Raw genomic sequence first — 12,210 nt, 5'->3', positions numbered from 1 at the left:
CCCGGTGTTGCATCGACCGGTTGAACTCACCCAGGAAACGACGACGCCGGCTTACATGGAGGCATGGACTCCTCGCCCCGCATCGCCGTCATCGTCGGAAGTACTCGCCCCGGTCGCATCAGCCTCGACGCGGCGACGTGGGTGCAAGCGACTCTCAACCGGCAGAGCGAACTGAGCTACGAGATCGTGGATCTCGCCGCGATCGACCTGCCGTTCCTGGACGAGCCCACGCCAGCTGCATACGGGCAGTATCGGCACGAGCACACGATACGCTGGAGCGAGCTCGTATCAAGCTACGAGGGGTTCGTCTTTGTCTTTCCGCAGTACAACTGGGGTTACCCCGGCGTTCTGAAGAACGCCCTGGACTTCCTCTACCGCGAGTGGCACGGGAAGCCCGCCACCCTGTTCACGTGGGGCATCCGCGGTGGAGCCCGCGGGGCAGCCCAGTTCCACCAGATCATGCTCGGGCTGCACATGGACCCACTGAGCGCGCACGTGGAAGCGGTCTTTACTGACAGCGACACTGATCACGCGGGGCGTCTAGCCAGTGCGGAGCGCACATTCGCGACCACCAGGCCGACTCTGCACGCGATCGACCGCGAGTTCCGCGCCCAACTCGTTCGCTAACCGCATTCACTACTGCCTAAAGGCGTCGGGAGTAGACACAGTCTGCAACTCACCGTCTGGCGCTTTTCTCCGCGTATAGACCGCAACCAAGCGCTGCGGTCCGCTCGACTCTGGCGATGCATGCCTTCCCTACGGGCCGGGCAGCGCCCTCAGGGTGCTTCTCTCCGACGGCGCTGTCTCGACGGAGAGCGCATTCGTCGACGCCGCAGGCCTCGCCGCGACATCGCTAGAAGCCCCTACCCGCCTTCTCGGACGATAGCCGAGGAGAAACAACGCGCTCGTTTTGTGGTCTCGCTCGAACGCGTCGAGATGCCGGCGAACGGTTTGACGAAGGCGGTCAAGACTGTTGCGCCGGTCAACAACTTACTTGCCGATCGCGTCCGCGCTCGGCGAGTGAGCGACCGTCGCCGCCACGTCCGCTCAGCTGGCGCGCTCCCTCCCGGCGCGCCAGTAGGCACGGATCTCATGCTGCTCCGGTGCGAGTCCCCAGTCGTGGAGCGCGTGGCGTTTGACCGACTGGCAGGCCGCAGCCTCGGCGGCCAGCCAGAGGTAGCCGGGCTTCGGATGCTGAGTCGTGCGCTCGGCGAGTGCGGACGGCGACCGCTGGATCGGGCCGATGCGCACCTCGTAGTGCACGTTCGGCACAGCGGGGAGGTCGGCGGCGTCGTCGGCGTGCGGCAGATCCAGCAGCACGTCCACCCGCTCCAGCGACGGCGGGGGAGCGGCCACGATCCGCTGGACGGCGGGCAGTCCGGTGATGTCGGAGACGATCAGCGCGGTCCGGGCGGTCTCCGGCGGCGCATACCAGCCCGTCGCTTCAGTGACGCCGACCCAGTCGCCTGGCTGTGCCCGGCGCAGCCAGGCGATCGCAGGGCCGGAGTCGTGCACGGCGAAGTCCACGTCGATCAGCCCGGAGGCGGCATCCCAGTTGCGGATCGTGTAGCTCCGGCGGGTGAGCGGAAGCTCCCGCTCCGGGCGCGCCAGGTCCGCAGCGGTGGCGGCGTGCACAACGGCCGCCGAGTCGCTTCCCGGCTCCGGGAAGTACATGCGCAGGCGCTCGTCGGGGTGCCCGGACGCCCGGTACCCGGCCAGGCCCGGACCGCCGAGCACGACGCGGAGGAGGGTAGGGGAGACGGTCCGGACGCGAACGACCCGCGCGGCGAAGACGGTCACGACGCATCCTCGGCCACGCCGTAGGCCCTGGCGATGTCATCGAGGATCGAAGTCGCGGCGCGGTAACCCTGTCCGCGCATCCAGGACTCGTAGTCCACGGAGAAGACCCTGCCGGCCTGCACGGCGGGGATCTCCTGCCAGATCGGCAGGCTCTGCACCTCTTCGAGCACACCCGCTCCGTCGGTGCTGTAGACGAAGACGACGTCCCCGGCGGCCTCCGGCAGGAGCTCGAGGCTCAGCTCGTAGTAGAACTTCCCGGATGCGGCGTTGCCGCCGGTGAGCTCGGCGCCCTCGATCGGCGGCTCGAACGTCAGGCCGACGTCGGTCATCACCCGCCCGGCGTTCGTCTTCTCCATCATCATCCGGGCCTGGCCGGGGTACAGCCGCAACTGGGAGACCGGCAGCTTCGCGTCCGGGATCGCCGCCAGTGCAGTCCCCAGGCGCTTGGCGCGGGCATCGTACTCGGCAGCGACGGCGGACATCTGCTCTTCGCGGTTCAGGGCGATCCCGATCTGCTCGGCGACACGGCGGAAGTTCTGCTCGGCGGTGACGATCGGCACTGCCGGGGCGATGGCGGACAGCGCCTCGTACTGCGCGGGGTCCGGCGCGCTTCCGGCCGGCGAGGCGAACAGGATCAGATCGGGGTCGAAGTTGCTGATCGCCTCCAGATCGAGGCGCTCGTCGTAGGCGCCCAGGTCGGCGATCTCGCTCTTGCTCACATCGAAGTACTCCGGGAACGTGCCGAACGACGACACCGGGGCGGCGACGGGGACGACCCCGACGGCGACGGCTGAGTCGATGAACGCCGGGAAGGTGACGACGACACGTTGATAGTCCACCGGGACATCGGTGCTCCCCATGACGTGCTCGACGCGGTAGGTCTCGCTGGACGAACCGGCGGTGGGCACGGCGTCGCGGGCACACCCGGACAGTAGGCCGGCGGCGAGGACGAGCGCGAGGACGGCGGTCGGAATGCGGCGGATCGATGTGCGGGTCAACGGGGCTCCCTCGGTGCGGGCGGTCGCAACGGTACTCGCAACACTATAGGGTAGCCATACCTAAGTTTGTCGGCGGGGAGTCGGCATCGTCCGTTCCGAGGGGGTCCGCCGTGCTCGACGTCGCCCCGTCCCCGCTGGCCGAGCCACGGCATCCGGTTCGCCGGACCGGGTGGCGACGCCCGGCGATCCTCGCCGCGCTGGTCGCAGGCATCCTCTTCGTGGCGATGCTCAGCCTGATGATCGGCGCGCGCACGGTCTCACCCGGAACGATCACGGATGCGGTCCTGGGCGGCATGACCGGCACGGATGCCGTCGTTGTACGGACCCTGCGCCTGCCTCGCACCCTGCTCGCGATCTCCGTCGGCGTCGCTCTCGGCGTCGGCGGGGCACTCATCCAGGCGATCACCCGCAACCCGCTCGCCGATCCCGGCCTGATCGGCGTGAACGCCGGAGCCTCCTTGATGGTCGTGCTCTCGATCACTGCGCTGGGGTGGAGCGGAGTGCTCGCGACGACGGGCGCCGCCGTCCTCGGCGCAGCGCTCGCCCTCGTCGTGGTGCTGCTGATGACGATGCGCCGGGCGTTCTCGCCGCTGGTGGTGGTGCTCGTCGGCACCGCCTTCTCGGCGACGGTCGGCGGAGTGACCTCCGGATTGCTCATCCTGGACTCGGGGGCGCTGGACCAGGTCCGGTTCTGGTCGATCGGATCGCTGACCGGTCGCGATCCGGAGCTGGTGTGGCCGTCGGCCGCGATCGTCGCGGTCGCCGTCGTCATCGCGCTGTCCACCGCCGTGCCGCTGGCGACGCTCGCAATGGGGGAGCAGATGGCGGCCACCCTCGGCACCTCTGTGGTGCGCACTCGGGTGGTGGTGCTGTGCGCGGTCGCGCTGCTGTGCGGCGCGGCGACCGCGGCGGCGGGGCCCATCGGGTTCGTGGGGCTTGCCGTCCCGTACCTGGCGCGACGCCTGTCTCGCGGAGATGTGAGGTGGACGCTGGCGTATGCGGCTGCGATCGGTGCGCTCGTGCTGCTCGTCGCAGACATCGCCGGCCGTGTCGTGATCCGGCCCGCTGAACTCGAGGTCGGTGTGGTCGCCGCGCTCGTCGGCGCCCCGCTGCTCATCGTGATCGCGCGCACCAGCCGGGGAGCGCGCCTGTGACCACCACACACCTGCTCCGCTCCCGGAGGGAGACGCTCGCGATCCAGTGGACCACCCGCGGCGCCGCGACGCTCGCGATCGCTTCTTTCGTGGCGCTGGCTGCCGCCGCGGCGGCTGTCTACACCGGCAGCCGCGACATCGCGCCCTGGCTGGTGACTCAGATTCTCGTCGGCGACTACGGACAGGTGACCGGCTTCGACGTCTACACCGTGCTCGACAACCGGCTCCCGCGGGCGCTGTCGGCGTTGATGGCCGGTGCGGCGTTCGGCGTCAGCGGGGCGATCTTCCAACGACTCACCGAGAACCCGCTCGGCAGTCCGGACCTGATCGGCTTCTCGCAGGGCGCGTCAGCCGGTGCGATGGTGGCCATCGCGTTCGGCGGCGGCATCGGGGTCGGCGTCGTCGCCGGTGCGCTCACCGGTGGCCTCGTCGCCGTCGTCGCCGTCGCCGCGCTGGCATGGCGCCGCGGTCTCGAGGGGTATCGGCTGCTGGTGGTGGGCATCGCGGTGGGCGCCGTGCTCTCAGCGGTGTCCTCCTTTCTGCTCAGCCGCATCGAGATCGAGGATGCCGCCGCCGGTTATCGCTGGCTCGTCGGAGGGCTGGCAGGACGCTCCTGGGATGCCGCAGCGCTCGGCGCGGCGGGCCTGGCCGTGCTGATGCCGATGATCGTCGCGGTGCATCGGGGCCTGGATCGCCTCTCCGTCGGGGAGGCGCTGGCCAGGAGCCAGGGGCTGAACGTGCAGCGGGTCCGCATCATGTCGGCGCTCACCGGCACCGGCGCCGTCGCGGTGGCCGTGTGCGTGGCAGGGCCCGTCGGGTTCATCGCGCTCGCCGCGCCGCATCTCGCCCGGCTGGTCGGCCGCAGGCCGGGGCCGGTGCTGGCGACCTCGGCGGCCTTCGGTGCGGCGCTGCTGGCGTCCGCCGACGTCATCGCCGGCCGGCTGTTCGCGCCGAACCAGTTGCCGACCGGAGTGGTCACCGCCGTGCTGGGCGGTGGCTACGTCGTCTGGCTTCTGCAACGCCGAGCCCGAGGAGGCCGCACCGCATGACGTCCATCTTGACTTCCGAGGTCGCCTCGCAAGTCGCCGCGCTGGAGGTGCGGGGCGCAAGCTTCGGCTATGGCGCGCACCCGGTGGTCCGCGACGTGGATGTCGACATCCGGCCCGGGGCGTTCACCGTGTTCATCGGTCCGAACGCCTCGGGGAAGTCCACGACCCTGAAGGGGCTGGCGCGATTGCTGCCGCCGTTGAGCGGTTCCGTGCGGCTCGAGGGCCGGGATGCCGCGGACTATCGCCCTCGGCAGTATGCGCGCCGACTCGCGATGCTGCCGCAGGCCCCGATCACGCCGCCGGACGTGCGCGTGTGTGACCTCGTGCTCCGCGGACGGGCGCCGTATCAGAGCCTGCTGCGCCAGTTCTCTCGCCGCGACGAGCAGGTCGTGGCCGAGGCGATGCGGCTGACCGGCGTCGAGGAGCTCGCCGATCGACGCGTCGACGAGCTCTCCGGGGGTCAGCGACAGCGGGTCTGGATCGCCGTCTCGCTCGCCCAGGAGACACCGATCCTGCTGCTGGACGAGCCCACCACCTACCTCGATCTTGCGCATCAGATCGAGGTGCTGGATCTGTGCGCCCGCCTGCACGCGGAGGGTCGCACATTGGTTGTCGTGCTGCACGATCTCAACCTCGCAGCCCGATACGCCACCGACATGGTCCTGTTCCGCGACGGCATGGTCGCTGCGCACGGCAGCCCGGGCGAGGTGCTGACCGCGCCTCGCGTGAGCGAGGTCTTCGGGCTGGGCTGCGATGTCGTACCGGATCCCCGCACAGGAACCCCGATGATCGTTCCTGAGATCCCGCCCCACCTGCGCTGAGGGCGCGCGACAGGCGGGTCAAGTCCCGTGGAGTGGTGTAACCGTATTGCGGTCCGCACGACACTAGCAGGCCAGCCACCTCTGAAGTGCGCACATACTGAACTTCCCGCCGCAGGCAGGCACTCTTGCGGTATCAGAGCTGGTCACCGAGAGCGATGAGCCAGTTCATCCACGCGACGCCGCCGCCGGCGAGGGCTGCGGTGCCGAGAGCGACGAGGAGGCCGGTGCGGGCTTTGGGATGCGGTGGCGTGGTTGCCGTGCGCTGAGGCGATGGCCCGGATGATCGCGGAGACGATGAGCATGAGGACGGCGATGATGAGCACGAACGTCAACAGCGCACCGATAACGGTCTTGAGTTCGCCGATGCCGCCGAGCCCGTCGAAGTCAGGAAACACCTTCATGACAGGCCTGTGGGCTGCGAGCGGTGATGGTCTCCGAGGGTCATGTCGCTCAGGTGCACGACAGCGACCACCGGGGCGCTCGCTCAGTGAGGCGGCGGTGCCGGCGGCCTGTTTCTCGACTTGGTGAACCAGTGCCAGAGCGTTGAGGCGGTGATGATGAGGAGCGCAGCGAACAGGGTCTGGTTGATGACGCCGAACAGGGGATTGCCGCCGATCGTTGCGTAGACCGTCCAGTTCACGGTGATGTCCGTGACGATCACGACGAGGGCAAGTACGATCCCGGAACGTCGGCGCAGCGCGAGAAGGATCGCGGTGATCGGGTCAAGGATCGTGAGAGAGATTCAGAACACTCGCAACGCGATCGGGAACTGCGCGTACGTCTGCGTGCCGCCCGCTGCGAGGTCGAGAATGTGCGTGGTCGTACCGACGAGGAACCCCGCAATCCAGACAACCAAAATCGCCACACGCAGGCGAGAGAGACGAGTCTGGGACGCCCTCTCATGCTAAACCTCGATCCACCGATGAGGGGCGGTTGTCGAGCACGTCGTGAAGTGAGAATGCCCTTTCGCGGCGGGAGAATCTGAGCTCTTCGGGCAAAGATTCGGCCGACGCGGAAGGGCATCTCGTAGGTGCGGCTCTCTGTCCGCGATGACCTTGTCGATCCAGCCACAGCATCGATGCTCGAGAAGCGATTCGGGGGATGACGGCTCCGCAAGCCACACGGTGGCCGTCCAGCACCAGTCTCCGCAGGACCCAAGTTCCCGTCGCGCTCGAAGGCGGAGCCATGCCTCTAACAGCTGCTCTGAAGGACCCCAGTTGTCAGGGATTACGACCATCCCATGCCCTGCGGTATAGTTGTGTCATGAAGGTCACGGAAGCTGCCGACCAGCTGGGCGTCTCGCCGCGCAGGGTGCGTGCGATGGCTGCCGACGGCCGTATCCCCGCGCACAGAGAAGGCTCGGCATGGGTGATCGAAGGTCTCGCCCCTCCGAAGGGGCGCAGATCGCTTTCTGCGCGTTCTTGGCAGCATCTTGCGAAGGCACTGAAACAGCGCAGTCTCGAAGGACTTTCTGGTCAGGAGAGAGCGCGTACAGCAGCCCGCATCCGACAACTGCGCAATGCCGAGCACCCTTCGCGGCTGCTGATTGATTGGCGGCCTCCAGACGCGCCTCGTGACGTGTTTTTGGACAGTCTCGTGGCACATGCAGAGCGCAACGATGATTCGTACCTGAAACGCGCATTGGGAAGACCCGCCGAGTATTTGCGCAGCAGTCAGGAGTTGGCGTATGTTGTGTCGTCCGAACGCGCCATCCGCGGTGGGAGCCGCCACTGGCTAGCAGTAGCAGCAGGGGTATCTGAGGATCTGGTGCGTGACATCGAGTTGGGTCGGCCACTCGCTTCGCCTGGGCAAGTGCGGCGCGTCCTGCGCACCCTTGAGGTCGAACCGACAGCGCTTCCCAGTATGGCACTGAAATGAGCGAGCGCATCGAAGCCTGGCTAGAAGGGTGCCACGTCGGGCAGTTTGTATTCGATGAGGGAGATGTGGTCTTCATATATGACGAGGACGCACCTCCTGCTCCGATATCTCTCTCCTTGCCGCGGGACCGGCCGGCAGTTCGGAATGTGGCGAGGAACTTTCTCGAGAACCTGCTGCCCGAACACGAGCAGACCAGGGTTCGAATGGCGAGCATATATGGAGCGAAGAGCGCCGGAGCGTTCGACCTCTTGAACGCCGCCGGTGGTGATCTTGCCGGAGGGCTGGTACTTCTCCCGGAAGGGCAAACGCTGCCGGATCGATTAGCCGAGTTGAGCCCAGTGCTCAAACGTGACATTGCGGACCGGATCTCGGCCATCAAACGCGACTCCTCGGACACGACGCCGAGGGACGTAGCGGCTCGCTTTTCGCTTGCCGGCGCCCAAGGCAAGTTCGCGCTCGCGTGGGTGGACAGTGATTGGTACTGGTCGAACGAGACCGTGCCATCCACTCATATCGTGAAGCCAGGCAACCCGAAGTACCGCGGTATCGAGGCAGCTGAAGTAGCTGCGATCGATCTCGCCTACAATGCCGGCATACTGGCGCCAGAATCCGAGGTGATGAGCTTTGGCGACCAGACGGCCTATGTCGTGACACGATTCGACCGCGCAGAGGAGCAAGGCCAACTCGCGCAGCGGCTTCACGCGGAAGATCTAGCGCAGAGTCTCGGGCTGCCGCCAGAGAAGAAGTATGACGTGTCGGCAGGCAAGATCATCTCCCTCCTGAAGTTGATAGATCCTTTGGGAAAGCTCCGACGCGTGTTTCTGAGTCAATTGATCCTCAACGTGCTCGTCGGCAATGCCGACGCGCATGCCAAGAACTACTCATTGCTCCTGCGACCCGACGGCATCTCGTTTGCGCCGATCTACGACGTCGTGCCGTTGTTCCTCTACCCGGAAGTCGAGCAAGAACTCGCGATGAAGATCGGAGGTGCACGGCACTCTCAGGAGGTGACTCCAGATCACTGGAGAAGATTTGCTCAGAGAATCGGCTTTGATGTCGACGAACTACTTACGCGGGTTCGCGAAATCGCTGAGTACGTCGGTAAGAAGAATGACCGCGTCTGGGACGCACTAGACGCGGACCAACAGGTTCAAGCCAGAGAGTTCGTTGCTAGAAATGTAGAGCGAGCGGCCCGGATCAACTGACGAACCACACAGAGGCCAGTGAGGGGCAGGGCCGCGAGAGGCCCTGGCTAGTATCTAAAGGGGTTACTTGTGAATCAACTTGCTATGACTCGAAATCACCTGTTCCGCAGTGAGGCGATAGCGGGAGAGCCCCGAGGTCACGGCATCCTCGTCTCTCCACNCCTGTTCCGCAGTGAGGCGATAGCGGGAGAGCCCCGAGGTCACGGCATCCTCGTCTCTCCACGAAGCAGTATCGCTGAGCTCCCGTATGAAAGCCTTCACGTTGTTGCATAGAGAGGCGAGATGAGGTGGAAGCCCGCGCTGAACGCGTTCGCGATCGCCCACGCCAGACGGCTCGAACGAACCACCCACCAGCGCAAACCACCGGACCCCACGCACCGCTTACCGGACAGATCCCCGAGACGGAGGCTAAGGCCTGTAGGGCTGCAGCATCTGGGTGAATCGTGTTCTGAGCGCATCCGTGAGCCGGCCGGTGCGGTGGATGGCCCAGCTGATCATCGTACCGTGATAGACGATCTCGATCAGCTCTGCGAGGGCTTCGATCTCGGTAGCCGGTAGGAGCTCGCCGTTCGCGGTGGCTTCCGTGAGCCGTTCGACGATCTTGGCCTGAAGGCGGCGAGCGCCGTCGCGAGTCGAGGCGTGGAAGTCGCCATCGGCCAATGCGATCTGCAGCAGAGAGACGGAGTTCGCCAGCTCTTCGGGGGTGGTGTCGACGTCTACCGCGTGCACGAGCCCGGCGATCAGCCTGTCGAGCGCCGAATCACCCGGAGGGACCTCGTCCATTCCGCCGACCCAGCGCTCCACCGCCCACCGATCCGCGGCGAGGAGAAGCGCACGCTTCGATCCGAATCGTTGCACCAGCGTCGAGGCCGAAAGCCCCACCTCGGCCCCAGCCGCGGCAAGCGTGAACTGTGCGGGCCCGATGCGCTGCACGAGTCGGAGCACCCCGGCGAGAACCGCCTCGTCGTCGATGCTCTTCGCCCGCGGCATCAGAACGCCCGATCCGGAAGGCGGTCCCCGCCGGGCGGGGACGACTCCTGTGCGACTCCGCGAGCGGGAGCCCGCCGGTGGCGGGTCATCGGACCCCCGTGGGGAAGCGATAGAGGCTTTGGACGGCGCCCTGATCTGTCGCGTGCGACGTGACCAGGCGCGCGGTAACCGGTTCGGGTACCGGCCCGAACAGCGGGATTCCCCCGCCCAGCACCACCGGCACGCGTGTCACGGTGAGGTCGGAGAGCAGGCCGCCCGCCAGGAACGCTTGGACGGTTCGGCCGCCATCGACGTACACGCGTTCCACGCCGTCCGCGGAAAGCGCCGCGTGCAGCGAGGGGATGTCGCGGTGAACCGTCACGGGCGAGGCCCCCATGGTCGGCTGCGCACCGACGGGCCGCGTGGCGGACAGCACATGAATCGGCATGCCCCGGTAGTAGTCCGGAGAGGACTCCCGCATGACGTCGCACGTCGCGCGCCCCATGGCCATCGCTCCGACGGACTCGAAGAAGGCGTCGTATCCCGTGTTGTCGAAGACCGTCAGCCAGTCCAACTCGCCGTTCGGTCCGGCGATGTACCCGTCGAGACTGCAGCCGAGGAAGGCGTGGAATGTCGTCATGCCCCCAATGATAAGTGAACATGTATTTATAATCAATAAGCGGGGATCGGCGCCGCCGTGCATGGAGGCGGTTGTTCGGCGGGATTCCTGGAGCGAGAATCCGCCCGCCCGGTGGAGTCGCTGGCTCACGATCCTCTGAGGAGTGACGGACTACGTCTCACCGTTCTCGGTGCAGCGGCGGTGCTCATCGCGCAGTTCGCGGTATCGCGGGTGCGCCGCAGCGCGATCCCGAGCGATCTTGAAGATGCGCGCGCTCTCGGCTTTCACCGGATCCTCCCGGCGTTCGTGCTCGGCCCTCCCGTGCGCGCCGCTCTGCCCCTTGCGATCCTCGGGCACCGGCCCTCGGTATTTCTTGCCACCGGGGTAGTTCGCATAGCGTCGCGAACGGGTGTAGCCCATCTGCAGAAACTTGCGCGCCATGTCCGCGCCGACGAAGTCGTCGTCGGCGAGATAGCGCTCGAACATCTCGGTGATCTTCTCGCTCGACGCGAGAGCTTGCTCGGGAGTCGCGAATCTCCAGTGAGGCAGGATCTCGGATTTGTAGGGCTCCACTTTGAGCACGCCCTGCTCGCCTCTGCCGACGCGGTAGAGCTCGGGATGCTCTCGGAAATCGAGCGAGGCGTAATCGAGCGAGTAGTCGAACTCCTGCACGCTGGTCTCCTCACGATCGGACGCTGTGCATTCGGAGGGCCTCCACTGCGGTCGGAGCACGGGTGAGCATGTCCTCGCGATGATGTGCAACCCCTTCGGCGCGCCGCCCCTTGGAGCAAGATACCAGTAGTCTGGCGGGGTGGCCGCAGCAGTTTCTGGTGTCGGCATCAGCCTGGTGCCGTTCACATTGGTCGCAGAGAGGCGCTGTATGAGCACCACTGTTCCACCGGCAGACGGGGTCACCTGGGCGATGGTCGAGGACGGCTTCTACGTCGGAAGCCGAGACGGCGAGTTCCTCGGTTACATCGATCGTGAAGCTGAGAGCCGCTATGTGGCCTGCAACATGTATTCCCGCCCGGCGGGGGCGTTCAGGGACCTCGGAGAAGCGATGGAAGCACTTCGCCGTTCGTCTGCACTCCAGGACGGAACCGGGGAGGATGAGTAGATGAACTTCATGCCAGGCGCGGCGAAGCGGATCGATGGCGCCCTGAGATCCCTCGTGTATTCCAGCCTCGCTGTCACACGCTTCTACGAAGAGGACCTGCAGCAGCTTCTGGCGCGCGCCCGCGCCCACAACGGGTCGGTCGGAATCACCGGAATCCTTCTGTATCGCAGAGACCAGTTCATTCAGTTTCTCGAGGGGCCGCCCGAGGAAGTCGACGCGCTGATGCGCAGCATCGAGCACGACCCCCGCCATACGAACGTGCGAATCCTCATCGACGAGCTGGTCGTGGAACGGCAATTCGACGATTGGACCATGGGGTATCGGCCTCTCACGCAGGAGACGGCGGTTCCGTTGCCGGGGTTGCGCGATTCGTTCGCGGATATTGCAGCCGCTCCCGATGCGTTCGTCACCGGCCGCGCCGCGAAAGAACTCGCCCTGTGGTTCAAGGTACGCGCCCGCCCGCGCACAGATGTGAATGCCCCGACAGCGTGAGCGCAGAGCCATGATCCTTCGAGAGACGTGTAGCGGAGCGACTCGCCGCATCTTCGAGATGACGGGCCGCACCTCGGCGGCGAACCGCCGCGCGGGCACCGGTTCGGA

Annotated in this window: 15 protein-coding genes and 1 pseudogene; 8 read left to right on the top strand and 8 right to left on the bottom strand. The window is 66.4% G+C overall.

What is annotated here, in order from left to right:
• Positions 1 to 63 precede the first annotated feature (63 nt).
• Positions 64 to 627: an NADPH-dependent FMN reductase gene (locus D1J51_RS09610; protein WP_119074965.1), complete on the top strand. Its 564-nt coding sequence runs from the start codon at positions 64 to 66 to the stop codon at positions 625 to 627.
• Between the two features lie 420 nt (positions 628 to 1,047).
• Here the strand turns inward: D1J51_RS09610 and D1J51_RS09605 are convergent, their stop codons facing one another.
• Both D1J51_RS09605 and D1J51_RS09600 read right to left on the bottom strand, forming a co-directional pair.
• A complete protein-coding gene (locus tag D1J51_RS09605; protein ID WP_119074964.1) occupies positions 1,048 to 1,800 on the bottom strand; it encodes a siderophore-interacting protein in 753 nt (250 codons plus the stop codon).
• Positions 1,797 to 2,798, bottom strand: coding sequence for an ABC transporter substrate-binding protein (locus tag D1J51_RS09600; protein WP_119074963.1), 1,002 nt, complete (start codon positions 2,796 to 2,798; stop codon positions 1,797 to 1,799). Before D1J51_RS09600 ends, D1J51_RS09605 begins: the two co-directional genes overlap by 4 nt.
• Positions 2,799 to 2,908: 110 nt before the next feature.
• Between D1J51_RS09600 and D1J51_RS09595 the strand changes: the two genes are divergently transcribed.
• From D1J51_RS09595 to D1J51_RS09585, 3 genes are read left to right on the top strand one after another with little or no spacing between them, the layout of a single operon-like run.
• Entirely contained in the window at positions 2,909 to 3,952 is a 1,044-nt protein-coding gene (locus D1J51_RS09595; RefSeq protein ID WP_162903749.1) for a FecCD family ABC transporter permease, read from the top strand.
• Positions 3,949 to 5,001: a FecCD family ABC transporter permease gene (locus D1J51_RS09590; RefSeq protein ID WP_119074961.1), complete on the top strand. Its 1,053-nt coding sequence runs from the start codon at positions 3,949 to 3,951 to the stop codon at positions 4,999 to 5,001. Before D1J51_RS09595 ends, D1J51_RS09590 begins: the two co-directional genes overlap by 4 nt.
• A complete protein-coding gene (locus D1J51_RS09585; protein WP_119074960.1) occupies positions 4,998 to 5,822 on the top strand; it encodes an ABC transporter ATP-binding protein in 825 nt (274 codons plus the stop codon). Before D1J51_RS09590 ends, D1J51_RS09585 begins: the two co-directional genes overlap by 4 nt.
• Before the next feature lie 133 nt (positions 5,823 to 5,955).
• Here D1J51_RS09585 and D1J51_RS09580 read toward each other — a convergent pair.
• From D1J51_RS09580 to D1J51_RS18555, 3 genes and pseudogenes are all read right to left on the bottom strand, one after another.
• Positions 5,956 to 6,223, bottom strand: a pseudogene (locus tag D1J51_RS09580) (DUF6112 family protein).
• 83 nt (positions 6,224 to 6,306) lie between these two features.
• Positions 6,307 to 6,483, bottom strand: coding sequence for a hypothetical protein (locus D1J51_RS17915; RefSeq protein WP_162903748.1), 177 nt, complete (start codon positions 6,481 to 6,483; stop codon positions 6,307 to 6,309).
• Positions 6,484 to 6,564: 81 nt separating this feature from the next.
• Positions 6,565 to 6,687 carry a hypothetical protein gene (locus tag D1J51_RS18555; RefSeq protein WP_256386005.1) on the bottom strand — a complete coding sequence of 41 codons (123 nt, stop codon included), beginning with the start codon at positions 6,685 to 6,687 and terminating at the stop codon, positions 6,565 to 6,567.
• 398 nt (positions 6,688 to 7,085) lie between these two features.
• Between D1J51_RS18555 and D1J51_RS09575 the strand changes: the two genes are divergently transcribed.
• Together D1J51_RS09575 and D1J51_RS09570 are read left to right on the top strand one after the other, a co-directional pair.
• The gene (locus D1J51_RS09575) at positions 7,086 to 7,700 is read left to right on the top strand and encodes a helix-turn-helix domain-containing protein (RefSeq protein WP_162903747.1); all 615 of its coding nucleotides are present in this window, start codon (positions 7,086 to 7,088) and stop codon (positions 7,698 to 7,700) included.
• A complete protein-coding gene (locus D1J51_RS09570; protein ID WP_119074958.1) occupies positions 7,697 to 8,905 on the top strand; it encodes a HipA domain-containing protein in 1,209 nt (402 codons plus the stop codon). Before D1J51_RS09575 ends, D1J51_RS09570 begins: the two co-directional genes overlap by 4 nt.
• A gap of 408 nt (positions 8,906 to 9,313) precedes the next feature.
• On the opposite strand, the gene D1J51_RS09560 is transcribed toward D1J51_RS09570, so the two are convergent.
• The 3 genes from D1J51_RS09560 to D1J51_RS09550 all read right to left on the bottom strand — a co-directional run bounded on the left by D1J51_RS09560 (position 9,314) and on the right by D1J51_RS09550 (position 11,165).
• Positions 9,314 to 9,895: a TetR/AcrR family transcriptional regulator gene (locus tag D1J51_RS09560; protein ID WP_119074957.1), complete on the bottom strand. Its 582-nt coding sequence runs from the start codon at positions 9,893 to 9,895 to the stop codon at positions 9,314 to 9,316.
• An 85-nt stretch (positions 9,896 to 9,980) separates the two neighbouring features.
• Positions 9,981 to 10,514 carry a dihydrofolate reductase family protein gene (locus D1J51_RS09555; RefSeq protein ID WP_162903746.1) on the bottom strand — a complete coding sequence of 178 codons (534 nt, stop codon included), beginning with the start codon at positions 10,512 to 10,514 and terminating at the stop codon, positions 9,981 to 9,983.
• Between the two features lie 150 nt (positions 10,515 to 10,664).
• Positions 10,665 to 11,165 (bottom strand): DUF4385 domain-containing protein, encoded by a 501-nt coding sequence (locus tag D1J51_RS09550; RefSeq protein ID WP_119074955.1) that lies wholly within the window; start codon positions 11,163 to 11,165, stop codon positions 10,665 to 10,667.
• 139 nt (positions 11,166 to 11,304) lie between these two features.
• On the opposite strand from D1J51_RS09550, the gene D1J51_RS09545 reads away from it, so the two are divergent.
• Positions 11,305 to 11,610: a hypothetical protein gene (locus tag D1J51_RS09545; protein ID WP_119074954.1), complete on the top strand. Its 306-nt coding sequence runs from the start codon at positions 11,305 to 11,307 to the stop codon at positions 11,608 to 11,610.
• Positions 11,611 to 12,102 carry a BLUF domain-containing protein gene (locus D1J51_RS09540; protein WP_119074953.1) on the top strand — a complete coding sequence of 164 codons (492 nt, stop codon included), beginning with the start codon at positions 11,611 to 11,613 and terminating at the stop codon, positions 12,100 to 12,102. It abuts the gene before it with no gap.
• The last annotated feature ends 108 nt before the right edge of the window (positions 12,103 to 12,210 follow it).

The sequence above is a fragment of the Leucobacter sp. wl10 genome (assembly GCF_003569785.1).
GTDB lineage: Bacteria > Actinomycetota > Actinomycetes > Actinomycetales > Microbacteriaceae > Leucobacter.
The sequence above is the reverse complement of the archived record's forward strand: the minus strand, read 5'-3'. Positions and strand labels throughout refer to the sequence as shown.